Source organism: Pseudomonas spelaei, from assembly GCF_009724245.1.
Classification (GTDB): domain Bacteria; phylum Pseudomonadota; class Gammaproteobacteria; order Pseudomonadales; family Pseudomonadaceae; genus Aquipseudomonas; species Aquipseudomonas spelaei.
Window position 1 is genome coordinate 68,898 of sequence record NZ_WNNK01000012.1, and the last position, 25,167, is coordinate 94,064.

At 57.2% G+C, this 25,167-nt stretch carries 24 protein-coding genes; 13 read left to right on the forward strand and 11 right to left on the reverse strand.

Annotated elements, in window-relative coordinates; all coding sequences use genetic code 11:
* Positions 1-102: 102 nt before the first annotated feature.
* Complete coding sequence (locus GNF76_RS15565) at positions 103-879, reverse strand: hypothetical protein (RefSeq protein ID WP_155584033.1); 777 nt, start codon at positions 877-879, stop codon at positions 103-105.
* Between the two features lie 194 nt (positions 880-1,073).
* Positions 1,074-1,775, reverse strand: coding sequence for an MlaA family lipoprotein (locus GNF76_RS15570; RefSeq protein ID WP_155584034.1), 702 nt, complete (start codon positions 1,773-1,775; stop codon positions 1,074-1,076).
* Positions 1,776-2,012: 237 nt separating this feature from the next.
* Between GNF76_RS15570 and ykgO the strand changes: the two genes are divergently transcribed.
* The gene (gene ykgO, locus GNF76_RS15575; protein ID WP_016969318.1) at positions 2,013-2,168 is read left to right on the forward strand and encodes a type B 50S ribosomal protein L36; all 156 of its coding nucleotides are present in this window, start codon (positions 2,013-2,015) and stop codon (positions 2,166-2,168) included.
* 126 nt (positions 2,169-2,294) lie between these two features.
* On the opposite strand, the gene GNF76_RS15580 is transcribed toward ykgO, so the two are convergent.
* The 3 genes from GNF76_RS15580 to GNF76_RS15590 all read right to left on the reverse strand — a co-directional run bounded on the left by GNF76_RS15580 (position 2,295) and on the right by GNF76_RS15590 (position 5,975).
* A complete protein-coding gene (locus GNF76_RS15580; RefSeq protein WP_155584035.1) occupies positions 2,295-4,154 on the reverse strand; it encodes a calcium-binding protein in 1,860 nt (619 codons plus the stop codon).
* A 308-nt stretch (positions 4,155-4,462) separates the two neighbouring features.
* Positions 4,463-4,735: a hypothetical protein gene (locus GNF76_RS15585; RefSeq protein ID WP_155584036.1), complete on the reverse strand. Its 273-nt coding sequence runs from the start codon at positions 4,733-4,735 to the stop codon at positions 4,463-4,465.
* 346 nt (positions 4,736-5,081) lie between these two features.
* A complete protein-coding gene (locus tag GNF76_RS15590; RefSeq protein WP_178123351.1) occupies positions 5,082-5,975 on the reverse strand; it encodes a LysR substrate-binding domain-containing protein in 894 nt (297 codons plus the stop codon).
* Between the two features lie 144 nt (positions 5,976-6,119).
* Here GNF76_RS15590 and GNF76_RS15595 point away from each other — a divergent pair, with 144 nt between their 5' ends.
* On the forward strand, positions 6,120-7,004 hold the full coding sequence (locus GNF76_RS15595) for a pirin family protein (protein WP_246211919.1): 885 nt from the start codon (positions 6,120-6,122) through the stop codon (positions 7,002-7,004).
* An 89-nt stretch (positions 7,005-7,093) separates the two neighbouring features.
* Here GNF76_RS15595 and GNF76_RS15600 read toward each other — a convergent pair whose 3' ends face one another.
* A complete protein-coding gene (locus GNF76_RS15600) occupies positions 7,094-7,999 on the reverse strand; it encodes a LysR family transcriptional regulator (protein ID WP_155584037.1) in 906 nt (301 codons plus the stop codon).
* Between the two features lie 44 nt (positions 8,000-8,043).
* Positions 8,044-8,817, reverse strand: coding sequence for an SDR family oxidoreductase (locus GNF76_RS15605; protein ID WP_155584038.1), 774 nt, complete (start codon positions 8,815-8,817; stop codon positions 8,044-8,046).
* A 231-nt stretch (positions 8,818-9,048) separates the two neighbouring features.
* Here GNF76_RS15605 and GNF76_RS15610 point away from each other — a divergent pair, with 231 nt between their 5' ends.
* The 3 genes from GNF76_RS15610 to GNF76_RS15620 are packed head-to-tail and all read left to right on the forward strand — an operon-like array spanning position 9,049 to position 11,489.
* Positions 9,049-10,239 carry an NAD(P)/FAD-dependent oxidoreductase gene (locus GNF76_RS15610; protein ID WP_178123352.1) on the forward strand — a complete coding sequence of 397 codons (1,191 nt, stop codon included), beginning with the start codon at positions 9,049-9,051 and terminating at the stop codon, positions 10,237-10,239.
* A 26-nt stretch (positions 10,240-10,265) separates the two neighbouring features.
* Positions 10,266-10,649: a DUF1641 domain-containing protein gene (locus tag GNF76_RS15615; protein WP_155584040.1), complete on the forward strand. Its 384-nt coding sequence runs from the start codon at positions 10,266-10,268 to the stop codon at positions 10,647-10,649.
* A 21-nt stretch (positions 10,650-10,670) separates the two neighbouring features.
* Entirely contained in the window at positions 10,671-11,489 is an 819-nt protein-coding gene (locus GNF76_RS15620; protein ID WP_155584041.1) for a methyltransferase domain-containing protein, read from the forward strand.
* 282 nt (positions 11,490-11,771) lie between these two features.
* On the opposite strand, the gene GNF76_RS29820 is transcribed toward GNF76_RS15620, so the two are convergent.
* Genes GNF76_RS29820 through GNF76_RS29330 form a run of 3 tightly spaced genes read right to left on the reverse strand, consistent with a single transcriptional unit; the run spans position 11,772 to position 13,144 of the window.
* Positions 11,772-12,284: a hypothetical protein gene (locus tag GNF76_RS29820; protein WP_178123362.1), complete on the reverse strand. Its 513-nt coding sequence runs from the start codon at positions 12,282-12,284 to the stop codon at positions 11,772-11,774.
* A gap of 57 nt (positions 12,285-12,341) precedes the next feature.
* The gene (locus GNF76_RS15630) at positions 12,342-12,977 is read right to left on the reverse strand and encodes a helix-turn-helix domain-containing protein (RefSeq protein ID WP_155584042.1); all 636 of its coding nucleotides are present in this window, start codon (positions 12,975-12,977) and stop codon (positions 12,342-12,344) included.
* A 5-nt stretch (positions 12,978-12,982) separates the two neighbouring features.
* On the reverse strand, positions 12,983-13,144 hold the full coding sequence (locus tag GNF76_RS29330) for a hypothetical protein (RefSeq protein WP_178123353.1): 162 nt from the start codon (positions 13,142-13,144) through the stop codon (positions 12,983-12,985).
* Between the two features lie 248 nt (positions 13,145-13,392).
* Here GNF76_RS29330 and GNF76_RS15635 point away from each other — a divergent pair, with 248 nt between their 5' ends.
* The 7 genes from GNF76_RS15635 (at position 13,393) to GNF76_RS15665 (ending at position 23,484) form a co-directional block, all read left to right on the forward strand.
* Complete coding sequence (locus GNF76_RS15635) at positions 13,393-15,552, forward strand: TonB-dependent receptor family protein (RefSeq protein WP_155584043.1); 2,160 nt, start codon at positions 13,393-13,395, stop codon at positions 15,550-15,552.
* A 375-nt stretch (positions 15,553-15,927) separates the two neighbouring features.
* Entirely contained in the window at positions 15,928-17,352 is a 1,425-nt protein-coding gene (locus GNF76_RS15640) for a 4-hydroxyphenylacetate 3-hydroxylase N-terminal domain-containing protein (protein ID WP_178123354.1), read from the forward strand.
* A gap of 112 nt (positions 17,353-17,464) precedes the next feature.
* Positions 17,465-18,685, forward strand: coding sequence for a M24 family metallopeptidase (locus GNF76_RS15645; RefSeq protein ID WP_178123355.1), 1,221 nt, complete (start codon positions 17,465-17,467; stop codon positions 18,683-18,685).
* Positions 18,686-18,705: 20 nt separating this feature from the next.
* Positions 18,706-19,731, forward strand: a complete 1,026-nt coding sequence (locus GNF76_RS15650) for a pyridoxal-phosphate dependent enzyme (protein WP_178123356.1) — start codon at positions 18,706-18,708, stop codon at positions 19,729-19,731.
* Positions 19,732-19,786: 55 nt separating this feature from the next.
* On the forward strand, positions 19,787-20,293 hold the full coding sequence (locus tag GNF76_RS15655; RefSeq protein ID WP_155584046.1) for a flavin reductase: 507 nt from the start codon (positions 19,787-19,789) through the stop codon (positions 20,291-20,293).
* A 64-nt stretch (positions 20,294-20,357) separates the two neighbouring features.
* Positions 20,358-22,214 carry an asparagine synthase (glutamine-hydrolyzing) gene (gene asnB / locus GNF76_RS15660; protein ID WP_155584047.1) on the forward strand — a complete coding sequence of 619 codons (1,857 nt, stop codon included), beginning with the start codon at positions 20,358-20,360 and terminating at the stop codon, positions 22,212-22,214.
* Positions 22,215-22,302: 88 nt separating this feature from the next.
* Positions 22,303-23,484, forward strand: coding sequence for an MFS transporter (locus GNF76_RS15665; protein ID WP_155584048.1), 1,182 nt, complete (start codon positions 22,303-22,305; stop codon positions 23,482-23,484).
* Here the strand turns inward: GNF76_RS15665 and GNF76_RS15670 are convergent.
* Positions 23,446-23,784: a DUF7693 family protein gene (locus GNF76_RS15670; protein ID WP_155584049.1), complete on the reverse strand. Its 339-nt coding sequence runs from the start codon at positions 23,782-23,784 to the stop codon at positions 23,446-23,448. The genes GNF76_RS15665 and GNF76_RS15670 overlap by 39 nt on opposite strands.
* 404 nt (positions 23,785-24,188) lie before the next feature.
* Here GNF76_RS15670 and GNF76_RS15675 point away from each other — a divergent pair, with 404 nt between their 5' ends.
* Positions 24,189-25,034, forward strand: coding sequence for a DNA/RNA non-specific endonuclease (locus GNF76_RS15675; RefSeq protein WP_155584050.1), 846 nt, complete (start codon positions 24,189-24,191; stop codon positions 25,032-25,034).
* Positions 25,035-25,167: the final 133 nt, after the last annotated feature.

Sequence of the window (25,167 nt, forward strand, 5' to 3'; positions counted from 1 at the left end):
GTAGCAGTTGGGCGAGCGGCGACCGGAGCGCGATTTACCGAGGGCGTTCGAATATGATTTTAACGGTCAGGGGCCTGATCCCATCCAGGCCCCGGTGGGCGACTAGGCGGCAGGTCTGACGCGGAAGGCGAGGTACACCGGGCCGAACGGGAAGGTGCTGACCTCCAGTTCATCCAGTGGACTGAGTGTTTGGGTGCGAGTGCCGGCGTTGCTGTAGATCACATGACTGGCCGATACCGCAATATTGATCCTGCCGGCCGCGGCCTGAATCAAAGTGACCTTGAACCCTTCTGTCACATCGTCACCCAGGGTGAGCGTGACGTCGGTGTTACTGATCACCAGGATCGACTTGCCCGAGTCCGCCATCGTCAGGGCCTGGCTGGCGGTGATCGAAACGTTGGGGTGCACGTGGCCACCGGCGTGGTAACTGACCATCCGTGGATCGGCGAAGACCCGTGCGAAGGTGCCGACGTAGTTGACGCTGGCGCGCATGTCATCAAATTGCTCGATCACATAGGTGCCGACGCTGCCCGACACTTCGCCATTAGGGTCCAGGACCCATTTGCGCCCCACCAACAGCCCGATCCGGGTGTTGGCACGCACGCCGGCACGCATCTCTTCGAGAAACAACTGGCTGATTTGTCCACCACCGTTGCCCTGGGCATAGGTAAACCGCGCAATGGAGTGACTGTCCCCCGTGGGGCTGCCCTGGGTAGTATCGACCCGGTAATCGACGAAGTCCGCCGAGACGATGGTGGTCGTGGTGTTGGCGTTCGGGGCCCAGTTGAAATTCAGAACCCGCCCGGTTTTCACCTGCTCCAGCGAGGTGGTGGTCTGGGTGGTAGTGGTGGAACCTGACTGCTCCAGATCATTAGCCATGTTGCTCATCCTTAAGTGAAATGGGGAGTGGAGTGCAGGCCGAATTTACCCCGAAACGGGTCGGCCAGTCCTTGAAACTCTCGCATTTTTGGGCGCGTTAATGGGGGCCCGTTTGAATATGACCGTCATGCTGGAAGCCTCAAGGGCACGACTTTCAGTCTGCAGTTGCTGCCGTAGCGTAATTAAGGGGTTGGTCAGAAATCATCTTCGACCCGCCCATCTTTGATCTTGAACTCGCGTCCTTGCAGATAGGCATTGCGCACAAAAACGTATTTGTCGCCGGTGACCGGCTTGCCGGCTTTGAGCATCTGGCTGCGGCCGTCCAGCAACGTGGCGCCGTACAAGGCGTTGCGGGTGCGGATGTCGTCCATGTAACTGTATGGCGCTGCATAGGTGTCGATATACCGCGCCGGAGCATCGCGAAGCGTACTGGGCCCCATCAGCGGCAACACCACATAGGGCCCACTGCCGACGCCCCAGTGCCCCAGCGTCTGGCCAAAGTCTTCGTCGTTGCGCTTAAGACCCATGGGGGTTGCGACGTCTACCAGGCCCACCAGACCAATCGTGCTGTTCATCAGCAAACGCCCGGTATCCACGCCAGCAGAATGGAGTTTGCCTTGCAGGAGATTATTCGTCAGGTTCTTCACATCACCGATATTGCTGAGAAAGTTGTGGATACCGGTTTGCACTACGGTGGGCGTGACGAACTGATAGCTTTGGGCCAAAGGCTTGAAGGCATAGGTGTCCACGGTATCGTTAAAGCTGAAGACGGGACGGTTGATCCGCTCCCATGGATCCTCCTCGGTTGCGGCCCGGGCGAGCGGAACAAGCCCCAGTACGCTGGTACAGATCACCACCCGGGCTCCTTGGCCCCAATTCAGACGACGCTTTTTCATGATTGTCACCTCGGACCAATAGTGGGCCCAAGGTGCCGTTAAAATATGCAGTCAGTATGGAGGTTTCGGCATCGGTGTTTTTCCTTTGAGTGCCGTGTAGGCCCATGTTGCGAGTCTTCTCGCTCTTGGATCCATCAGCACGAGGGCGCGTAACCTTGAGAATAGAAGTTGATAAGTATTCTTATTTGCATTTAAGATATGTTATTACATCTCAACTTGATGCAAGGAGCCTCCTCTATGAAAGTGTTGTCCTCACTCAAAGAAGCGAAAAACCGTCACCGCGATTGCCAGATTGTGAAGCGCCGGGGCCGGATCTACGTGATCTGCAAATCCAATCCGCGATTCAAGGCTCGGCAGGGCAGCGCGAAGAACAAGAACAAGGGCAAAGGCTGATCAGGGCGCTTGCTGATTTTTTGTTGCATTGGAGTGCTCGACCGCCATGAAACGGCGAGCAAGAAAATCCCGCGGAGTCAGAGACTCTGCGGGATTTTCACCTTCGACCTCCAGGGCCAATCAACATCAAACCAGGCTGATCATCTGCGCACTCAGTTGTGCGGCGCTGAACCCTACCAGGGTGATGCTGCTGTCGCCCGCCAGGATCACGCTGTCACTGCCGTTCTGAGTGGTGGCGCCGAGGACGGCGTCGGTTGAGGCAAACAGCGACTTGGAGAACACCAGCACATCATGCCCGTTCTGATGGATGTTGAAGTCGCTGATCCGGTCATGGCCGAATCCTTGCTGATCGAACACAAACAGGTCGCTGCCCACGCCACCGCTGAGTTGGTCGTTGCCCTGGCCGCCGATCAGAATGTCGTTGCCGCTGCCGCCATACAGGGCATCGTTTCCCGTGCCGCCGAGCAGGGTGTCGTTACCATCGCCGCCGTGCAGCAGATCGTTACCGGCGCCACCCTCGAGCCGATCATTGCCCCCCTGGCCGAACATCAGGTCCCGTGCGGCGGTGCCTTTGAGGGTGTCCGCCAGTTGGGTGCCTTCAATGGCTTTGGCGTAGGCCTTGTCGGCGCCGAACCAGCCTTCGTAGTCCAGCTTGCCGCTGGTGACGGTGTAGGCCGGCGTCAGAGTTTGCCCGATGTCGCTGAAGAGGCCACCGATAATGGGCAATTGGCCTAGGGCGTTGGCCAGGCTGGTTTCGAACTCGACATGCTCGACGTTATGCAGCTCTTTAAGGCCGTACTGGCCACTGGTGTCGTTGAGAAACAGGGTGCCATCGCTCAGTTGTATAGCCTCGTAGGAGGCGGCGGCGCCCTTGAGGAAGACTTTGTCATTGCCATCGCCACCGGCGACGATGTCAGTGCCGGTGCTCACCCGAAAACTGTCGTTGCCGCTGAAACCGTCGAGAAAGTCATCGCTGCGACCGTCCTGCAGCTTGTCTGCACTGTCGGTGCCCAGCAGGAAGGCTGGTGTGCCGAAGTGATTGGAGGTGGCGGTTTGTTTGTCGCTGACCCAGGTGAAACTGCGACTGATCGGGTCGAGGTTGCTGATGATGACGGTGCTGTCACGCTCGATGTGGTCGTAGAACGTCGATTGACCGATGCGCTGGATGGGGTTGATGAAGATCCCTTCGAGGTGCGCGGCCCAGCCGCTCAGGTTGGCGATGGAGAACGGGCCGTTGGGCCAGGTGGGCAGGGCGTAGACCGTGTCGAACAGCACGATGTTGTCGGTGGTTGAGGTGTAACTCGCATCGCTGCCTTTCAGTGCGTCGATGATCGCGCTGCCCAGATCGGTTTGCTGGCCAATGAGACGGTGCACCACATCGTTTTCGAAGCCGAAATTGAAGATCCCCTCGCTGTTGCTGGATTTGGGTGACTCCATGCCGAAGTAGTCCGAATCCTTGAAAAAGCCGTCTGCCAGCGTGTCTTTGCCCAGGAACATGCTGTTGGTCACCGAGCCGCCCTGGCTGTAGCCGGTCACCAGTACATCCTTGCCGCTCAGGTTGTGGTCGGTGGCATAGTCCTTGATCGAGTCGAGCAGGTAGTCGTAGCCGCGAATGTAGGAGTTGTCGATCATTGCCGGCCAGCCCAGCAGGTCAATCGGCGAGTTGGTGCCGGCGATGGAAAAGCCCATTTTCAGCAACTGGCCGCTGTCGTTGTATTGGCCGAAAACCCGGGCCTGGGAGCCGAACACGTTCTCGCCCGTGAAGCTGCCAGTGAGGTCGGTGTGGCTGTTATCAACGTTCAGTTCGCTGGCACCGATCTCGCGCCAGCCCTTGGGCAGTGCGAAGGTGTTGCCCTCGCCCAGGACCAGTCCCGGGATGTTGTAGAGGGCGCCTACGGTCGCTACACCACTGGTGTAGGTGGCGAGGTTCCAGGCATCTGAAATCAGGACGCGGGCGTCTTGCCCCTTGTAATCGAACATAGCCATTTACGTTCTCCTTGGGCCCTGCGATCAACACCGATGGTCGACGGTGGAGGCTGATACGTCGGGCTAAACAAACGTGCATTGAAGTTATTTTTGTGCGTTTGGTTCAGGGTGCTCCCGATCGCCGGCGTCGGCTTTGACGACAAGGAAGCCAGGCAACAGTAACGTATAAGTAAGTACGATCGTACTAAAAAGTCCGGTCTATGACCGATTTCGGTGACCGTTCGTCGTAGGGGGTAGACCGGTTTTGGCGCGTTGATTGCCCGCGCAGGACGGGCATGCCTTGACGGAGGGAACAACAGGTGTTGAGGTCAGCTTCTGAGGTCTACCGCATCAATCAGCGAGATGACCTTTTCATGCTTGAGTTTGTTGGTGTCATAAACGAAGTAGAGGTATCCCTGCTTCGCTGTTAAACGAAAGGATGTTATGGCAGAGACCTCTGGGTAGACAGAGAGCGCGTTCAGTACTTTCTTGGCGTACGGAACCGCAGATGACTCAGTGCCTTCCAGCGCTGCGTAACCGTGTCTGAGTACTGAGTCCACCGCCTGGTAGATGTTCTCCGACAGCTTGAAAATCCGTGTCATGTTCGTTCCTTGCTTGATGGAAAAACCGTCATTTCGAGCGCAATACACGCATTGGGTGAGTATGAGAGTACGCACTTTTCCCTGTCTGAAACTACCTCGGCCTCATCAGGGCATTGCCCCCAATAACATTGCAGGGTTGCCAAAAATTTTGTACCTGATGCAGCGTAAATGCGCGCCACAAAAGCCCAAAGGCTAAGCCAAGGTTTCATGACGCTCATAAATCAAAACCTTAACATTTACGGTTTATCAAGCCTGGTGAGCCTGGCGCTACGTGATCGGCGGTGCCGTGCAGTTTCTGTGGTTCATTATCTGCACTGCTCTGGCTACGCAGCGTGTGGGGTACTTATCAGGTGTTTTGTTCCTGAAGGTGGGCAATTGCTTGCACCACAAACGTGCTGACGGCCAAAGGTATTTGTTTACGACTGGGATAAAGAATAGATAAGTCGTTGTTTTGCTGGCTATAGGAAGGTAAGACCTGGACAAGATGCCCACTCACCAAGCTCGAGCGCAAAATGGGTTCAGGGAGCAAACAGATACCCAGGCCCGCTATGGAAGCTTTCAATTGGGACTGCGCCGTACTGGCACAAAACTGCCCACTGACGTCAATCTGGAGAGAGCCTTGCGGGCCGACAAGGTGCCAATGGGTCTGCGCAGATGAAGGAGAGGTACGAATACAGGCATGTTCGCCCAGCGCATAAACATTTTCAGGCGTTCCATAAGCATCAAGGTATGTACGGCTCGCAGCGAGGATGCGCCGCCCGGTGCTGATCTTGCGAGCAACCAGGCTTGAGTCGGATAACGCTCCAGATCTGAAAGCCAGGTCTATCCCCTCTGCGATCAGATCCGCCCGCTGATCGTTCAGGACAAAATCGAGCCTCACTTTGGGATACTGAGCGAGGAAGCCGGCGACAAAATCCATCTGGAAAATCTCGAAGAAATCTGCCGGTGCCGCCACCCTTACTCGGCCCGTTGGTTCCTGGTTCCCTTGCACGAGTTGGCGGCTCACCTCCATCAAATCCATTACCTGGTTAGCGCTTCGCTCATACAGTGCCTCACCGGCATCTGTAAGTACCAACTTGCGAGTAGAGCGATGCAGCAGGCGGACCCCCATGATCTCCTCTAGCTGCTTCACCCGCCGGCTGAGCGTGTTGGGTGGCGTCCCGGTACGGCGGGCTGCTCCTGCGAAGCTTCCTGCGTCGACGATCTGAACAAAAACAGCCACGTCATTTAAGTCGAACACGTCATTGCGCCAAAAATGGATGAGTGAAAGCCAACTCTAGCTACTAATTAAGTTAATTGCTAACGCCTAAGATGGGCTCACATCACAGGCTGCCGCTGACCATCCTTAGCGCTCGGCGGACCACTTATTGCTTGAGGAAAAAATATGCGCACCGCGAATCTTGCTGAGCAAAATGTACAGCGCCAAATAAGCTACCGCACAATCGGTAGAGGTCACGGCCCTATTGTGCGACTGATGAGCCCCTCAGACCTTGGTCATCTCATCAAGCCTTTCGTTTTTCTTGACCTGTTTGACGGCGACAGTTCGCTCCCGGAGCGTATGCCCATGCACCCGCACTCGGGGATCGCAACCATCACAGTCATTACAGAGGGAAACATGCATTTCGATGACGCAGACTCTGGCACGGGGACAATCGATTACGGCGGTGTTGAATGGATGCGTGCAGGGGGAGGGGTTTGGCACGGAAAAGAGATGTCAGCCGGCACGTCGAAGAGAGTTCAAGGGTTTCAACTCTGGATTGCACTGCCGCCTGAATTGGAAAGCGCGAGTGTTGATAGCCAATACCTGGAGTCACACGCGATACCGCAAGTAGGCCCGGCACGCTTGGTCATTGGCGCGTATCAGGGGGTCAAAAGTCCGGTCCGTGCGCCTGATGGAATCAATTACCTGCTGGTAACGATACCGGCCGGAGAGTCCTGGACGTACGTACCGCCCAAAGGGCATGAATCGTTGTGGTTGAGTGTCAGCCGAGGAACCCTGCACCTGCCCGAGCGGGTCAATATGGGAGAGATGGTGGTGTTCGAACCCGGTAGTCATGCAATTACGCTGGAGGCGAAAACAGAAGACGCTGTGTTTGTGATGGGCTCCGCCAAACCTCATCCCTACGACCTTGCTTTGGGTAACTACTCCGTACATACCAACGCAAAGGCCTTGCAGGCTGCAGAGGCAAAAATTGAAGAGATTGGGGGCCGGTTGCGTGAATACCTGAAAAAAAACGCTCACTCAACGGCAGTGCCGGTTTTTAAATAAACCTTACATGGGGTGGATTTTTGAGCACGCCAGGGGTAAGGCGTGCCATTGCTGTTGAGGGGGCTTTTTGCTTCGCCAAACCGGCAAAGTCACGGTTCAAGATAGGGCGAAATCAGCTCCCCAAACCATTCGATAAACACACTCAAGCGCAGAGAGCGTTGGCGACGGTCCGGATACAGCACCGAAACATCCATAGGCGCTGGGCGGTACTTGGGCATGACCTCCACCAACTCCCCTGAATCGATCAGGTGCTGCACATCGAACAGCGGAACCTGGATCAACCCCAGCCCCGCGCAGCAGCAAGCGATGTAGTTTTCTGCATTGTTGACAACGATATTACTGGGTAACTGCCGGGCTTGCTCAACGCCGTCCAACAGGTATTCCCAAGCCGACTCGTGACCTGAGACCCCCGAGGTGTAGCCAACACTCATATGGCCGTTAACCAGGTCATCGGGATGCTTTGGAATACCAAATTTGGCAAGGTACCCCGGGCTCGCACAGTTGATCAGCACGGCACGTCCCAATGGCTTCACCACCAGGCTGCTGTTGTGCGGCGTACCGAAGCGAATGACGCAATCAACGCCTTCATGAATCAGGTCGATGGCCCGGTCCGTCGAGCCCAGGGCCAGTTGGAGTCCAGGGTGACTGGCCAGGAAGTCGGGCAGGGCAGGGACCATCAGGCGACGGGCGATGCGACTGGGCACGTCGACATTGAGTCGTCCGGTTACCTGGTTCTCAATAGGCTGAAACAGCTGATCAAGGGCTTCGATATCGATCAGCACCTGCCGTGCCCGTTCAAGTAACTGTGCGCCGTCGGCTGTCAGGCAAACGTTGCGTGTGGTGCGATGCAGCAGTCGAGTACCGAGGGTGGCTTCCAATTGCTGGATAGCAGCCGAGACCGAGGCCCGAGGCAGCTTGAGCGCTTGGGCAGCCTTGATGAAACTCTCCCGTTCGGCGACCTGGACGAAGACACGGTACTGTTCAATTTTATCCATGCCTTTGGTACTCATCCTGTTGCATCGTCATTTCAGGCAGCGATTTACTTGGTCGTGTAGCCACCGTTGATCAGGATAGTCTGACCGGTAATCCACCAGCCATCGCTGACCAAGTGGCGAATAAACGGAATCACGTCCTGGATGTCGGTAAGGCCTGTCTGGGAGAAGGGCGACAAAGCGGCGGCTGTTTTATGGTAGCTGACCGCGTCAGCACCTTCGGCGGGATAGAAGAACGGCGTATCCATCGGCCCTGGCCCCACCGCTGTCACCGAAATCCCGCGCTCACCAAGCTCCTTGGAGGCCGCCCGGGTGAAGTGTTCGACGGGGGCTTTACCGCCTGCATAGGCCGCATAAAACGGCGTATAGGCACCGAGCAGGGAGGTGACGATGGAGCAGATCTTGCCATTGTCGTTGAGGTGTTTGCCGGCCTCCTTGATGAAGAAGAATGCTGTCTTGGCGTTGACGGCCATCATGTCGTCGTATTCTTTCTCGCTGATTTCGGACATCGGTTTTTTCAGGACTTTGCCGACGGTATTGATGGCGATATCTGGCTTGCCGACCGCCGCTACGGCGTCGGAAAACAGCTTCTCGACAGCACCGGCCGACGTCAGGTCCGCCTGCAGGGCCACCGCTTCGGCACCCAGGGCCTTGATGGCCGCGACGGTTGCGTCGGCGTCGCTCTTGCTCGCGGCGCTGTTGTAGTGAACCACCAGGGCCTTGGCGCCCTGTTGCGCCAGGTCGCGGGCAATCAACCCGCCCAGGTTCTTGGCGCCGCCTGCAATGAGAACGACTTTGCCTTTGATCGAGTGGTCTGTCATGAGGTAACTCCTGGCGGGTATGAGGTGAACCACAGTCTAGAGAGCGCCGGTTTAAAGATAAGCCTGTGATGACTGGATAGACTGTTCGCTATTTCTGACCAATCCTGAGCTGGGCAATGTTTAAACGGTGGAAGTTAGCAGTGCTCCTCTTATCGCCTATCCGTCTAGCCCCCTTGCGTTTCTTGACTAGGTTCTTTGTAGGGAGTTTTTATCTGCACGGAGGCAAGAAAGGTGAAAACACGCATCATCTTGGTCGGAGGCGGGGTAGGCGGCACGATGCTGGCTAACCAACTGGTCACCAAGTTGTACCCGGAGATCCTTCGGGGTGAAGTGCAGATCAGCCTGATATCCAATAGCCCAGATCATTTCTACAAGCCTGCGTTTATGTACGTGGCCTTCAACTTGTTTTTTCAGGACGAGTTGAAGCGCTCGGAGCGTTCGCTGCTAAGACCCGAAATCGACTTCATGGTTGATGAGATCACCGGCTTTGACTTCGCCGGACAAACCCTGAGTGCCCGAAGCGGGAGACGCTACGAATACGACATTCTGGTGATTGCCACCGGGTGTGTACCCGCACCGGAGCGGATTGAAGGGCTCAAGGAAGCCGGTGACCATTTCTATCAATACGAGCCTGCGCGGCAATTGGCGCAACGCCTGAACACGATCAAGCAGGGCCGGATTTTCATTACGGTGTCGTTTCCGCAAACACCCAATGTGCCCCATCAATGTGGCATCGCCCCGGTGGAAACCACGCTGATGCTCGATGACTTTTTGCGTCGGCGGGGTGTGCGCGACAAGGTCGAAATCATCTACACCTATCCCAGTACGGCACAGCTGATGCGCAATTGCCTCTTCTTGCAACGGCCCACTGGGGAGGTTTTGCCCAGCCTTTTTGAACAGCGCGGCATTCGTTTTCAGCGCGGCTTTACCTTGAAAGCTGTCGACCCGGATCAACGTATCGCCTACTCCGCAGAAGGCGAGGCCCAGCCCTTCGATATCTTGATGGCGACCCCGCCCATCCGCGCTGTCGATGCCGTTCTCGAATCGGGTGCATCACAGGCACAAAACAACGAAGGCTGGTTGCCAACCCATCACGAAACGCTTCAGGTGTATGGCCTGGAGAATGTCTACGTGATCGGTGACACCGTCGATTTGCCCGTGAGCAAAGCCGGAGGGGCATGCCATAACCAGGCCCCCGTAATTGCCAACAACATCGCCGGTCAAATTCGTCACGGCTCGGCAGATGCGGTGTACGACGGGCGTGTCCAGGCCGTCGCACAAATGGGCCTCAATGCCGGCATGCCGCTCTGGTACGACTACACACATGATGTATTACCCACCCCCCCAAACAAACTCGGTGGTCTATTACGCGAAGGCTTCAATCGCGGCCTTTATTGGGCCGTTGCACGCGGAATGCTTTGACCTGACACCAGGAGGAGTATGCCGAAATGGAAGGATCAATCCCCGAAGATAGCTGTGCCTCAACAGCGCCAACGGAACACGACATTGCGCTACAGGCCTTGCTGAACAAACTGCAGCCTCTGGTCGACAGCGGCCGGCTGGACAACGTGATCGACCTGATCTCGGTGACCTCCCATGCGATTGATCTAATCGACGTGGCGATGGTTGAAAAACTGGCAGGCCTGTTCGATCAGGCTACGTCTGTCAGTTGGGAGCTGGGCAATGCCTTGCGCATGGCCAAGGCACAAACTCGGGCGCAGACAACACCTGACAGCCTTTATGGCTTACTGATGTTACTGCGCGAACCCGACACCCGGCGCGGTGTCGGCCTGGTCCTGCGAACGCTGAATGTCATTGGACGACAACTGTAATACGACCTGGAGGTCAACCTCATGATCGTGAAACCCATACCGGCAAGCGCGGCCAGTACCCAATGGGACCCGTCGACTTATCTCAAGTTTGCCCAGTTACGTGAACGTCCAGTGATTGAATTGCTTGATCACATCACTGTCGAGAATCCACAACTGATTTACGACTTGGGTTGCGGTACAGGCATTGCTACCCACTTGTTGGCCCAGCGTTGGCCCAATGCGGAACTGATTGGGGTCGACAGCTCTGCCGAAATGCTTGCCGAGGCGACCTACCTTCCCATTCGGGCACTGTGGCAACGGCGTAATCTGCTGGAGTGGCACGCTGAACAACCGGCGGACTTGTTGCTGGCAGCGGCGGTGCTTCATTTTATCAACGGGCATGAACAACTGATGCCACGCCTGTTGAGCCAGCTCAAGCCTGGCGGATGCCTGGCCGCCCATATGCCCAACTGGCGGGAGGCCCATTGGTATCGGCTGATGCTGGAAACCCTGGAACATGCCGGTGTTGGCGGCAAGCCCCTGGGCACCGAGGCGCTGCGTCGCTCCATGGCTGAGCGGCGAGTACTCTCGCTGGATTGCTATTACCGTTTGTTGGCACCGCTGACCCAGGACCTGGACATATGGGAGACCGAACACCTGCAGGTGGTCGACGGAAAATCGCCGATTTTTGACTGGGTAAAGGTGTCGGCGCTGCGTCCGGTGCTGCTGACACTGGATGATCAGGAGCGGAAACGTTTTCTCGGCGAATACCTCAAGCGCGTGCATGAGGAGTATCCACCTGAGTCTGATGGCCGAACCTTGTTTCCCTTCAAGCGCATTTTTATCGTGGCGCGTGTTTGAGGCTTCCAGAGGTTGGGCGATTCACTATTTTTGCCCCCGGTTAGATCGTTTATTTCCTTATGACAGGTGGGCATTCCCGGATCGAATATCCATAGCCTGTATTTTGAATCGAAAACAGATTACAGGGATGCAATGACATCCATTTGACCGCTATGACGGATCTTGCGGCCGTTGAACTTTGATAAACCCCGATGCAGCGCCCGTTCCTGCTGTTCGGCCAACGCCTTGTGCCAGCGCTCGGCATCTCTAGAATCGGCCCCAGAATTTGTCCCTTCCTGTCGATTACGGAGTTTCGAACATGATGAATGCCATGCAGATGCCTATGAACAGCGCGATGCCGATGATGCCGATGATGGGCATGCCGATGATGATGGCAACCATGCAGTGCGAGATGACTGGCGATGCCATGATGTGCACCCTGAAGCCGGCGGCCGGCATGGACATGGCCATGTTCAAGAACAACGCCGAGATGATGGCGATGATGCTGAACTGCGGCATGCCGATGATGATGCAGTGCGCCAACCTGTCCATGATGTGCATGTCCGAAGACGCCATGGCGATGATGAGCAGCATGAGCATGCCGATGATGATGCCAATGGGCATGCCAATGCCGATGATGAAGTGCGTCATGGAATGCAAGATGGAAGCTGATGGCATGACCTGCAAAATGATGCCGATGCCGGGCATGAGCATGGACATGATGAACAACTGCTGCATGCTGATGATGAAGATGATGAACGACTGCGCCATGCCGATGATGATGAGCTGCAACGGCATGCCGATGATGTGCTGCACCTGCTGAGAGCGGCAATGAAAAAGCCCCGGCGTTTGCGCGTCGGGGCTTTTTTGCATTCAGTCGAGTCGTTCGGGATAGGTGATCACCAGGAACGCCAGTGCTTCGCTGTCGGCGGGGTTTCGATAGCGGTGGGGCTGGTCGGCGTAAAACAGAATCGAGTCGCCGGTGGACAGCAGATACCGCTCCTCGTTGACACTGACCTCCAGCACGCCCTGGGCCACTACCAGGTTCTCCTGGATCCCCGGTCCATGGCCTTCGGAAATCTCCTCGCCAAGGGCGCTCAGGCGTATCTCATAGAACTCTGACTGACGCGCCATATCGTAAGGGAACAGCGCCCGGCTGACGAAAACGCCGCTGGCACTCACCAGGCGTTTGCTCTGTTGTGCCGGAAGCAGTTCAACCCCTTCAAATGCACGATTTTCCAGAAACGCGGCCACCGAGACTTTCAAGCCTTTGGCAATTTTGCACAGGACTTTGATCGACGGCACGCTACGCCCGGACTCAATCTGCGCCAACATCGCCCGGCTTACGCCACACGCCCGCGCCAAGGCATCCAGCGACAGGTGGCGCTTGCTGCGCAGGCGCTGCAAATTCTGTGCGACCTGCTGCCCAATGGCGTCATCGTCGCTGCTGCAGTCCTTGGTGTTGAGGCTGGGTTCTGGCAGTTCGGGAATCGTGTGCAGGAAATTCATGGGCGTCACGCCCGACGCGTGTCGCTGGACGGGTTCGTCGTCTGCGTTGCAAACACCGCCAGCCCGGCTCGGGCCGCATACATCGTCCACATCAGCTCGGCCGCCGCGCGTGCCTGGCGACGTTTGCGGTGAAGGGTGAAATCGATGACGTTGGTCGATGTGTGCATGGGGTAGATCTCTTGTGGCGGTGGCGACTCAGTGGCTTCACATTACTGTGTAGGACTTATTTCGATAAATACTGAGTTTGCATTTGTTAATTCGATTTTGGACTTAGTGGGGGTGGGCCGGTCTGACAGTGCTGTACGACGCGTCCGGCTCTATCACAGGGCGTGACCCGTCGGGCTTCTGGTTCTTCCCATGACTGATCTCGTGCCGGGCGTAGCCCTCGCAACACTGAATTCCAAGGATTTGCCACATGCTCCTGCGACACCCCCCGTTTGCTTCTTCTGCCCGCAGGACCTGGCCTGTGCTCGGTTTTGGCGCCGCCCTGAGCTTCAGCCAACTGGCCCACGCTGAGGAGCAGAGTACGCTCGAACTTGCTCCGCTGGAGGTGACCAGTGCCGAGATCAGCGCGCAGGAGGCGGCCCAGGCCCAACTTAAAAGCGTTCCGGGGGGAACCAACTACATCGACCTCAGCAGCGTCAAACAGGGGCGCGTGAGCACCAACGAAGATGTGTTCAAGTACCAGGCGGGGGTCTACGCCAAGGCGGCAAACAATGAGGGCGTGAAGCTGTCCATTCGTGGCTCGGGCATCAACCGAGGCCCGGGAGCCCATGCTTCGGGGTTGTACGAAACCTTCGACGGCCTGCCACTCACCGGCCCCGGCGGTACACCCTATGAACTCAAGGACCCGTTGTGGCTCAGCCGGGTTGAGGTGCTGCGGGGTGCCAACGGTTTTGACCAAGGGGCGTTGGCGCTCGGTGGGTCCGTCAATTACGTCACCCATACCGGTTACGACGCGCCCAAGTTGCAGGTGCGCTACGAGGTCGGTAGCCATGGCTATGGCCAGCGGGAGATCAGTTCCGGACAGGTGTTGGGGGATGCCGACTACTACATCAGCCTGACCGACTCCGAATACGACGGTTTCCAGGATCACAGCTCGGGCAGCGGCAAGGGCGTGGCAGCCAACTTCGGCTACCGGTTCAATCCCGACCTGGAAACACGCTTCTATTTCCGCTACCGGGAAACCGCTAACGACTCGCCCGGCAAACTGACGCGCGAGCAGATCAGACACGACCCGCGAGCCGCCAACGCGCTCAACGTGACCCGTGACTCGAAACGCCTGCAACCCGGCTCGACCTGGATCGCCAACAAGACCACCCTGCATCTGGATGACAATTCCAGGGTCGAAGCCGGTCTGGTGTATCACGACTATCCCATGGACTTGAGGGAGGGCACCAACCGCCTCAAGGTGGCCTATACCGATATCAGCGGCACCTTGAACTACATTCGCCAGGACACCCTGTTCGGCCACGACAGCAAGACCACCCTCGGCCTGCGTACCACCCAGGCGCTGCCCAACAATGGCGCGTCGGAATACGTGCGGGTGCCGGTCGGCAATACTGCAGGTTATGCCCCTGGTACCAAGACTCGTGACTACAGCTACCTCGGCTCCGACAGCGTGCTGCATATCGGCAACGACCTTGAACTGATCCCGGATCTTTGGCTGACCACCGGGATTGCGGCGATCTACACCCGCCGGGAAACCGAGGTCACGTACCCCCAGACCCATGCGCCTGTGAGCCAGCACGATTGGGACTATGCCCCACGCATTGGCTTGCGCTACGACTTCAACCCTCTGTTGCAGGTGTACGGCAACTTGAGTCGCTCGGTGGAGCCACCCCATGCGTGGTCGATGATCTGGGGCTCGAACAAGTTCTTCCCGGCTAACAGCGGTCCCGCCAGTGGCCTGCAACGTGAAGGCGTGAAGTTGAAGAACCAGACTGCAACCACCCTGGAAGTAGGCGGGCGAGGTGAGGCGTGGCTCGGGCAGTGGGACCTGGCGCTGTATCGTTCCGAGGTGCGCCACGAACTGCTCGCAGTGGAAATGGCTGCAACGTCTACCTCGTCGGCGGTGATCTCCGAATCCAACGCCAGCCCCACCGTGCATCAGGGGGTGGAACTGAGCCTGATCAGCCCGCTATGGGACGGCGGCAATACCGGCAAACTCGACCTGCGCCAGGCCTACACCTACAGCGATTTCCACTACCGGGATGACGACCGTTTCGGTGACAACGCATTGCCCGGCATCCCCAGGCATTACTATCAGGCACAATTGCGCTACAGCCATCCCACCGGCTTTTACACCAGCCTCAATGGCGAGCATTCCTCACGCGTGGCGGTGGACTATGCCAATTCCTATTACGCGTCGGCCTACACGTTACTGGGCGCAACGTTTGGCTACGACGCACCCAAGCAAGACTGGCAAGCCTGGGTGGACCTGCGCAACCTCACCAACAAACGCTACGCGAATACGGTCACACCCGGTTATGACGATAAGGGCTTGGACGTCGCCCGCTCTACACCCGGCGACGGCAGGGGCGTTTATGCCGGTATTTCCTGGAGTTTGCGCTAAGCCTTTCCGATGCGGCCCTTTACAAGGGGCTGCAACTTTTTGTTCTTGAAGATGCTTATACAATGGTGGGCTTCAAGTACAAGTTATTCTGAAGTTCCTGGGTGTGGCGCACTTTGGTGGGGCGCGAATAACATTAAGTTGCCCTGATAAGGAGCGTGCACCAAGGCGTCGTTGTGTGGGGTGTACGTTAGGGGGGCGCAAAGTTTCATGTTTCTCTTGAGCCTTTATTTCTCCTGCTATATCAATTGGTTGAAAGTCATCCTTGACGCTTGGTCAAGGTGTAATTCAAAAAAAGTCCGCTTGGATGCTTTACAAATCATTTCGCACTCCGTAAGTTTTGCGGGCTGGAGTGCGAACTGACAAAGGAAGGTCATGATGAAAGCAAGGGATATGTATCTCCAACGTTTGGCTGTGCCTCGTGCTATTTGGCTAAATGGTAAAAGGGTCAATAACGTTCTTCAGGAGCCTGCATTTCAGGGGGCCATTGAGAATACATTGTCCTATTACGATATGTTGGAAGGTCCAGACTTTCACTTCGATTACAATGGCAGTCCTGCCGCAATAAGCCTGATGATTCCCGGCACTGTCGATGATCTGGCGCGCAAACGTAACGCTTATAAAAAAGTGGCTGATAGTTCATTCGGGATGTTGGGAAGAACCCCCGACTTTATCAATGCCGGCTTGTGCGCCATGCGTTCCCACGCGACGTTCTTCGGGCACGATGAACATGCGGATTACTCGGCCAACGTTATTGATTTCTATGACCGTTGTGCCAAAGAGCATTTGTTCGTCGGCCACGGAGCGATCAACCCACAGATCGATCGTTCCAAGCCCATGGGGCTTCAGTCCAACCTCTATGCTGGCGTCAAATGCGTAAACGTCAGTGAGCGGGGGATCGAAGTCAGCGGGGCCAAAATGATTGTGACCCTGGCTCCCATCGCGGATCAATTACTGATCTTCAACATGCCCGGCCTGACTGAGCATGATGCCGATTATGCGCTGGCGTTCGCCGTGCCGACCGATGCGCAAGGCTTGAAGATCATTTGCCGCAAGAGCCTGGTACACCCCGAGTCTTCGGAGTTCGACTACCCGCTGTCGAGCAAAATGGACGAGATAGACGCCTATCTGGTGTTTGATCAGGTGCAGATTCCCTGGTCCGATGTGTTCATCTTCCGCGACATTGCCAAATCCAACCAATTCTACGACGTGACCCGTACCCGCCATCATACGGGTCACCAGGGTGTCGTCCGGGGCCTGGCCAAGGCCGAGTTGCTGATTGGTGTTGCCGACAGCCTTGCCCGCAACCTCGGCCTTTCCTCCTATATCAATGTCCAGGAACAACTGGGGGAACTGACCACCGCCTATGAGCTTATCCGCGGCGCCGTGATGCTGTGCGAGCTCGAAGCGCACGTGGATGCCGAAGGTGTGTGCAACCCCAGTATTCATGCGATCCAGGCGATTCGTTGCCATTTTCCGAAGTGGTACCAGAAGATGTTGCAGACAGTTCAGTCCCTGGCGGCGGGCTCGATGTTGGCTGTGCCTCACGGTGATGACTTTCATAATGAGAACGAAGCATGCCTGCAACAGGCGTTGCAAAATCCGTTCTTGTCACCCATGGACAGAGGCAAGTTACTCAACTTGGCCTGGGATGTAAGCGGCGATGGCTTCGGTCAGCGGCAGATGATCTACGAAACGTACCATGCGGGCGATCCCATGCGTATTGCCGCTGCGCACTACAACAACTACAACAAGCAAGCCATGTCGGACTCGGTAGAGCGCGCGCTTAAAGGAAAACACTAGTCTCGGTACGTAAGCGGCCGGCCGGGTACTCGCTGTTAGATTAACTTTGCAGTTGGGTATGTGACTGCGCCGGCGGCTGCACAATATTTGAAATCAAAGGGACTGACTGTTCGTGATTTATAATCTTGGCAAGCTCTCCAGTGTCTTGGATTCGCAAGATATTGACATGTTGTTAGTGTCCACTCGCGAAAATATCAACTACTTCACGGGCATCAGGCCCGTGGTCAAGGAGTTGAATCCTTATTATGGCGAGTGCTATCTGGTCATTTGTCGCCGGCATCCCGATATCGTGCATATTGTGCACTCTTGTGGCGAGTGCGATCAGATTACCGAGTCTAAGGCTCCCATAGGCCTTGTTTATACTTACGGCACTTTCTATCGCGAATTACCCAATGCCAGCGTGTTGCGCGGGGACGAAGTCGCCATCCATACATGGACCAGTAACTCGGCTCGGCACTTGAATGCCCAACAGGCGCTTTTTTCCCTGTTGCAAGAGCTGGGTGTCACACCGTCGACCCGGATCGGTTGTGACGAGGACGGCATCGCCCACGCTACCCTGGCCTCGATGCAGCAACAGTTCGGCCGGGACACAATTATCCTGGCATCGGCGCTGATCCGGCAGATACGCCGGGTCAAGACCCCTTATGAAGTCGAGATGCTGACCCTCGCGGCCCGTTGCAACGAAGCGGCGATCAAGCGCGTGACGCAAGCGCTGCATGTGGGCATCAGCGAGGCGCAAATCGGCAAGATTTTCGAGTCCGCCGTGGTCGATCTCGGCGGCCGCCCTGAGCTGACGATGATCAAGATCGGTCGTGAGGCCGTCGGCGGGCAGCGCCAACAGCGGGCAGACATTACCTTGCAACGGGGCGACCTGCTCTGGTTCGACTCCAACACCCGTTACCAAGGGTTTTGGGCAGACTTGGCCAGGGTCTACGCCTATGGCGACGTCACCGATGCAACGGCCCTGCGCTATGCCGCATTGCGTGAAGGGATGCTGCACGCAGCGCGGTTGATCAGGCCAGGGATGTCCGGCAAGGACATCTTCAACATGACCATGGAGTGCGTGAGAAGCAACGGCTTCCCTGAATACAGGCGTCATCACGTCGGGCATGGCATCGGCCACGAGGCCTATGAACGGCCGATCCTGGCGCCTGGCGAAGACGCACAGGTCGAGCAGGGCATGGTGATCTCCGTAGAGACGCCTTACTACGAGTTCGGCCTGGGAGCCTTGCACCTTGAGGACCCGTTACTCATTGGTGCCGAGCGCAACACTTTTCTGACCATGGATCCGTGTCCCGAGCTTGGGATTATCGCTACGTCATCGTTTCGATAGGAAATGAAGGGAGTCGCCTTGTGAAAAGCATTTTGGAAACCATTGGATCGTGTCCGGTCCTCGAACTTTCCCACTCGCTGGTGCCCAGCGGCAAGAAGCTCTATTTGAAGCTGGAGCAATTCAACCCCAACCACAGCATCAAGGATCGGACCGCCCTGGGCCTGGTGCTGGCAGCCCTGGAGTCCGGTCTTCTGGCGCCGGGTGGCACCGTGATCGAATCCACCTCCGGCAATCTCGGCAAATCCCTGGCGATGATCGGCGCGGCGATGGGTTTGAAAGTGATTGTGGTGGTCGACCCCAAAGTCAGCTCCAGTGCGATCAATTGGTACAAGGCCTATGGCGCGCAGGTCGATCTGGTGACGACGCCAGACGGGCAGGGTGGCTATCAGCGGGCGCGGATCGAAAGAGTCCAGCAGTTGCTGCACGAGTACCCCGGTGCCTACTGGCCCAACCAATATGACAACCCACATAACCCTGCTTATCACGAGAAGGTCTCGGCCAAGGAATTCGCCAGCCTCGATTACGACGTGTTGGTCGGCTGCGTCAGTACGGGCGGGCATTTGTCCGGTATCGCCAGGGGCATCAAGCACGTTCGCCCGCAGGTCAAAGTGCTGGCGTGTGATGTGGTGGGATCTGCGGTTCTGGGCGGGGCATTTTCGCCCTACGTGCTCAATGGTGTCGGCCTGGCCTGGCGCTCGGCCAATACCCACCTGGATTGCTTTGATTACCACAGCTTGATCGATGACCACCATGCGATCTCGATGTGCCGGATCCTGGCCCGTGAGAACGGTTTGCTGCTGGGCGGTTCGGCAGGGCTGGTGGCCTACGGCGCGCTGCAATGCCTGTATGGCTCCTCGGCGAAAAGTGTCCTGGCGATCATGCCTGACAGTGGCACCAACTACCTCGATACGCTGTATGACGACCGTTGGCTGGACGAAAAACAGATCCAGCTGTACGGCGTCGAGGCTCTGCGCCGAGACCTGCAGGCCAGCGAGTTCAAAAGGCCGGGCATGGATGTCGAGCACTTGGCTTCGATGAGTTATTGAGGTGCAACACCTCCCTTTGCGTTTCGTTTGTACTGTTCATCCATGAGGATGCTGCATGTTTGACTTCATTCAGACCGAGGCCGTACCCAGGCAGGATTACCACGACGGCATGGCCAGGCTCGCGGCCGGCGTGTGCATCATCACCACGCGCGTCAATGGTCACCCTGAAGGCATGACCGCCACGTCCGTCTGCAGCGTATCGGATGCGCCGCCGACGTTGCTGGTGTGCCTCAATCAACGGTCGAGCACTTTCCAGGCCTGCCTGGAGAGCGAAATATTGAGCGTCAATGTGCTGGGGCCCCATGCCACGGAGCTGAGCGAGATATTCGCCAAACCCCGTAGCACGGTCGAAAAGTTCTCTTTTGGCCAATGGCATACCGGGACCACAGGCTCGCCCTTGCTCACGGATGCGCTGGTGATTTTTGATTGCCGGATTGTCGCCACTCACCGTGTGCACTCCCATGGCGTGCTGTTCTGCGAGCCTGTGAGTGTGCAGATAGGCAGCGCACACGAAGGGTTGGGCTACTTCAACCGGCGCTTCATCCGCATGGCGGCGCACTGAGCCGGCCTGCACTTTTTAGTTGTTCGATGCTTAACGAGTTTCCCTTACATCTGGAGATAACACTATGTGCGGAATGGCGGGTTGGCTTTCTTACTCAAGGGATCTGAGGCAGCACCGGGACACCGTCCAGCGAATGACCGATACCATGGCCCTGCGCGGCCCTGACGGTGAAGGCTTGTGGATTGACGGGCCAATTGCCCTGGGCCATCGACGCTTGTCGGTGATCGACCTGGAGGGCGGCAGGCAACCCATGGCTGCCAACCAGCCGGGTCACGAGAACGATGTAGCGGTTATCAGCTATGTCGGTGAGGTCTACAACTTTCGCGAATTGCGTGCCGAGCTGGTGAGCAAAGGGCATCACTTCAAAACCAACAGTGACACCGAAGTGGTGTTGCGGGCCTATGTTGAATGGGGCGAGCAATTTGCCGAACGCCTGAATGGCATGTACGGCTTTGCCTTGTGGGATATCCGCAAACAGGAATTACTGCTGGTCCGTGACCGGATGGGCGTCAAGCCGCTGTTCTACTTCCCCACCGCCGATGGTGTGATCTTTGGCTCGGAGCCCAAGGCCATTCTGGCCAACGCTCTGGTGCCACGGCGAATCCAGGCCGACGGCATGCGCGAGCTGCTGGAACTGGTCAAGACGCCAGGGCAGGCGATCTTCGCGGGTATGCGAGAGGTACTGCCCGGTGAAATCGTCAAGGTCAACCGCGATGGCATCAAGACTCGCCGTTACTGGCAACTGGAAGCCCGCGAGCACACGGATTCGCTGCAGCAAACCATTCAACACACCCGTGATTTGCTGGAAGACATTGTCGACCGCCAGATGATCACCGATGTGCCTCTGTGCGTGCTGCTGTCGGGCGGTCTGGACTCCTCGACCATTACCTCCCTGGCCTCCAAAAAACTGTTGGCCCAAGGCAAGGAAAACGTGCGTACGTTCTCCCTTGACTTCAAGGACCACGGTGAAGAGTTCGTCAGTGATGGTTTCCGCCTGACGCCGGACACACCCTTTGTCTGGGACCTGGTCAAGTGGGTGGACTCCAATCACGGCCAGATCATCCTCGACAGCCGAGAGCTGGCCGACCCGGCACTGCGCCTGGCCGTTGTCCGCGCGCTTGATTTGCCGCCGGCCTATTGGGGTGACCTCTATCCTTCGCTTTACCGACTGTTTGAGGAGGTGCGCAAACAGTCCACGGTGGCACTGTCAGGTGAGGCCGCAGACGAGGTGTTCGGTGGATACCGCTGGTTCCATGACCCGGCTGCCATTCCCGCCGATACCTTCCCGTGGATGTCCACGGCGACGGTCAAGTTGTTCGACGGCAAGAACCTGTTCGATCAGGGCCTGCTGACGAAACTGGATATGCCCACTTTCGTGCAGGACAGCTACCGTCAAGCACTCGATGCGGTGCCGGAGCTGCCGGGAGAGGACGCGACCAATCGGCGCATGCGCCAGATCACCCATATTCACCTGACGCGTTACGTGCAGTCCCTGTTGGACCGCAAGGACCGCATGAGCATGGCGGTGGGGCTCGAGTTGCGGGTGCCGTTCTGTGATCACCGGCTGGTGGAATATGCCTTCAATATTCCCTGGGAAATGAAAACCTTCGATGGCCGGGAGAAGAGTATCTTGCGAGCGGCGGCACGGGACTTGCTACCGGATTCCATCGTGCAGCGGATCAAGAACCCTTATCCGGCGACCCAGGATCCGGCCTACGAAAAAGAACTGCGCTCGGCCATGTCCAACATCGTGGCGGACCCGAATGCACCGGTACGTCAATTGCTGGACCTGGGGCGCGTCAAGGACACCCTGGGCAGGGAGGCGGGGAAAGTCTCGCCGTTGCACGAGCGTATGGGCATGGAGCGGGTGGTGGGCATGAACAGTTGGCTCGCCGAGTATGATGTGTCCGTGGATATCTAGCGTAGAACGTGTCGAACCCACCCGCGCAGCGCAGGCTGCGCGGGTGGGTTCACGATGACTCAGCAATGAACAGGGATGGACATTACCGATGGTCAACTCAGCCTTGCGGATATGGTGTGCAGTCAGCGTGCTGTGTGTGGCCTCGTTCACGATGGTCACCTCCGAGTTTGCCCCCATTGGTTTGTTGTCGCAGATATCAGCCGACCTGGATCAAACCCCGTCTACGATCGGGCTGACGGTGACGTTGTACGCATGGATCGGCGCGGCCAGCGGCTTGCTGTCCAACTGGTTGAACCGCTGGATACCGCGCAAGGCGCTGCTGATCGGGTTGATGCTGATACTGGCCGTCTCAAACGGCCTGGCGGCGTTATCCCCCGAATTCTCGACGCTGCTCGGCGCCCGCGCCGTCGGCGCATTGGCCCATGGTGTGTTCTGGGCAATCGTGGCCGCCACTGCCGCGCACATTGTGCCGGTGCAACGCATAGGGCTGGCCACCTCGATCGTGTTGGGCGGCATCACGGTCGCCACAGTCATGGGCGTTCCTCTGGTCAATCTGGTGGGGCAGTACGATGGCTGGCGCACGGCGTTTGTGTGCCTGGCCTTGATGTGTGTCGCCAGCGCCGGTGCGATAGCCCTGGTGCTGCCCTCCATGCAGATTCATTCACTCGCCAAAGGTGTCGGGTTTGCAGCGGTGCTGCGGCGCAAGGATCTGTTGATCACTTACGTCATCACCGGGCTGACCGCGGCTGCGCATTTTGGCGCCTACACCTTTGTCGAACCGTTTATTGGCCAGGTGCCCGGCATCACGTCGTACCTGATTGCTGTCCTGCTGTTTGCCTTCGGCGCAGCCGGGTTTCTGGGCAACCTGTTGAGTGCGCTGTTTATTGATCGCTACTTGAAGACGTTCATTCTGGTAGCGTTGATCGCGATGGCGCTGGCCTTGGTGACCTTGGGCATCTACGGCCCCTTGCTGGGTATCGCGCCTGTGGTGATCTTGCTGGTGGTCTGGGGCATCGCTATTTCCGCCTTGTTTACCGGCCTGCAAACCTGGGTCTTGAGGATTGCCGGTGATCACATGGTGCCGGCCACCGCGATCCATACCGCTGTGTTGAACAGTGCGATCGGGCTGGGGGTGATTATCGGTGGGGGAGCGCTGAATGTGGCCGGGTTCAAGGGCGCAATGCTCGCGGCCAGCGTGGTGATTGTCCCGGCCATCGTCCTGATGATTGCTTCAGGCCTTCGCGCTCGTACCGAGGCGGTTTTCTCCTAGCGCTGCGGTCGGCAGCGTCGCCTCAATCCGGGCCTGTTCCCAGGCACTCAGCAGGCTGACCGGGTCGGTGCCGAAACGGTGCCAATGCCCGGTCCTGCCGTCGGGTGCCACACAGGACGGGCAACCGATCAAGACACCATTGCTGGTCAGCAGCGTGATCTCCCAGTCATCCACCTTGACCACTGTGGTCTCGCCATTGGAGACCGTCGGCGGGTGTTGCAAGGTGCGGGTGTCGAGTGCGACATCCTTGAGCACTTGGTAAGCCTCCCGCGCAGAAACGGTCGTCGTGGATTTCGTCATCGTGATTGCCTTGGTCTGGATGGGTGCAGTTTCGCGCTCCTCAGGGTGGGTTTCAAGCATTGCCGGGCTCGTGCGCCATGGCTTGAATTTTTTGCGAACGGCGCTAGTTTTTTTGTAACAATTGAGTGTATAAGATACAGGCTACTGGGTTGAAAGATGACTTTCACCCGTAGTGGAGTCCCTCGCGTTATTGATTGTTTTCTCGGCGTCGGGTTCTCAAGCGTGTACGCACATGGAATGTCGCGGTACTCGCAAAAAGCATTTGTTCAGCACACTGAAGTGCTCTTCGGATAAATGCCTTCAATCGACTTGATAGTGTTGCCGTCGCCGGGTGTGGATGGCATTTCATTATGGGGTCTTATTACCTTTAATTTAACTAATCTGTTTTAAATGGAGCAATACTCATGCAAAGGAAAGCACAGTTGAAGTACCTGGCGCTATTATGGCTGCCGCTGATGACGGCCTGTACCAGCACCCAAACTACCCGTGAGCCAGTGCGTGCCATCCAGGCACCCATCGAGCAGGCGGCCACGCTCGATAACTGCTCGTTCGGCTGCCCTTCGGGTGGTGGGCCGCTGACGCTGAATCGCCAGGCCTACACCCTGAACAACAATGGCTCGACCAAGTTCGCCAACTGGGTCGCCTACCGGATCACCAAGACCACACCGGCCAGCGGGCGTCCGCGTAACTGGCAGACCGACCCGGATATTCCGGCCGGCGAAACCCTTGATCCTGTGGACTACAACGGCGCGAACGTCGCGCTGAAGGTTGACCGTGGGCACCAGGCGAACCTGGCGTCGATGGCCGGGGTGTCCGATTGGCAGACCCTCAATTACCTCTCCAACATCACCCCGCAGAAGTCTGATTTGAACCAGGGCCCTTGGGCGCGTCTGGAGGATCAGGAGCGCAACCTGAGCAAGGATGCGGCGATCGATGAGGTCTACGTGATGACGGGGCCACTGTATGAAAAGTTTATCGGCACTTTGCCAGGCACCAATAAGGTTCACACGATTCCCAGTGGCTACTGGAAGATTATTGTTGTCGGAAAGTCGCCGGAAGACGGTCTTTATGCCTCATTCATCATGAATCAGGATTCGCCCAAGGCGGCCAACTTTTGTGACTATCGCGCGACCGTCGAACAAATTGAAGAACGTTCGGGCCTGACGTTCTGGAGTGGCTTGCCGCAAATGGTGCAAACGGCGCTTAAATCCAGGCAGGGGCAACTGCCGCAGAAGATTGGTTGCAAGTAATTCCTGAGGTGGTGCGGCAGTGTCGCACTTAAACTATTCAATCTGATTGACCACACTAAGTGGGTAGGGCAGTGAGTGCCTGCCAACTTGGCTGAGACTGTATGTGGTTCGCGATCAGTAAGCGGTCTGCACG

Bases quoted from the DNA above. Each gene is read 5' to 3' on its own strand.
- GNF76_RS15565 (WP_155584033.1), bottom strand. From the start codon at position 879: ATGGCTAATGATCTGGAGCAGTCAGGTTCCACCACTACCACCCAGACC.
- GNF76_RS15570 (WP_155584034.1), bottom strand. From the start codon at position 1,775: ATGAAAAAGCGTCGTCTGAATTGGGGCCAAGGAGCCCGGGTGGTGATC.
- ykgO (WP_016969318.1), top strand. From the start codon at position 2,013: ATGAAAGTGTTGTCCTCACTCAAAGAAGCGAAAAACCGTCACCGCGAT.
- GNF76_RS15580 (WP_155584035.1), bottom strand. From the start codon at position 4,154: ATGGCTATGTTCGATTACAAGGGGCAAGACGCCCGCGTCCTGATTTCA.
- GNF76_RS15585 (WP_155584036.1), bottom strand. From the start codon at position 4,735: ATGACACGGATTTTCAAGCTGTCGGAGAACATCTACCAGGCGGTGGAC.
- GNF76_RS15595 (WP_246211919.1), top strand. From the start codon at position 6,120: ATGCGCACCGCGAATCTTGCTGAGCAAAATGTACAGCGCCAAATAAGC.
- GNF76_RS15600 (WP_155584037.1), bottom strand. From the start codon at position 7,999: ATGGATAAAATTGAACAGTACCGTGTCTTCGTCCAGGTCGCCGAACGG.
- GNF76_RS15605 (WP_155584038.1), bottom strand. From the start codon at position 8,817: ATGACAGACCACTCGATCAAAGGCAAAGTCGTTCTCATTGCAGGCGGC.
- GNF76_RS15615 (WP_155584040.1), top strand. From the start codon at position 10,266: ATGGAAGGATCAATCCCCGAAGATAGCTGTGCCTCAACAGCGCCAACG.
- GNF76_RS15620 (WP_155584041.1), top strand. From the start codon at position 10,671: ATGATCGTGAAACCCATACCGGCAAGCGCGGCCAGTACCCAATGGGAC.
- GNF76_RS15630 (WP_155584042.1), bottom strand. From the start codon at position 12,977: ATGAATTTCCTGCACACGATTCCCGAACTGCCAGAACCCAGCCTCAAC.
- GNF76_RS29330 (WP_178123353.1), bottom strand. From the start codon at position 13,144: ATGCACACATCGACCAACGTCATCGATTTCACCCTTCACCGCAAACGT.
- GNF76_RS15635 (WP_155584043.1), top strand. From the start codon at position 13,393: ATGCTCCTGCGACACCCCCCGTTTGCTTCTTCTGCCCGCAGGACCTGG.
- GNF76_RS15640 (WP_178123354.1), top strand. From the start codon at position 15,928: ATGAAAGCAAGGGATATGTATCTCCAACGTTTGGCTGTGCCTCGTGCT.
- GNF76_RS15655 (WP_155584046.1), top strand. From the start codon at position 19,787: ATGTTTGACTTCATTCAGACCGAGGCCGTACCCAGGCAGGATTACCAC.
- asnB (WP_155584047.1), top strand. From the start codon at position 20,358: ATGTGCGGAATGGCGGGTTGGCTTTCTTACTCAAGGGATCTGAGGCAG.
- GNF76_RS15665 (WP_155584048.1), top strand. From the start codon at position 22,303: ATGGTCAACTCAGCCTTGCGGATATGGTGTGCAGTCAGCGTGCTGTGT.
- GNF76_RS15670 (WP_155584049.1), bottom strand. From the start codon at position 23,784: ATGACGAAATCCACGACGACCGTTTCTGCGCGGGAGGCTTACCAAGTG.
- GNF76_RS15675 (WP_155584050.1), top strand. From the start codon at position 24,189: ATGCAAAGGAAAGCACAGTTGAAGTACCTGGCGCTATTATGGCTGCCG.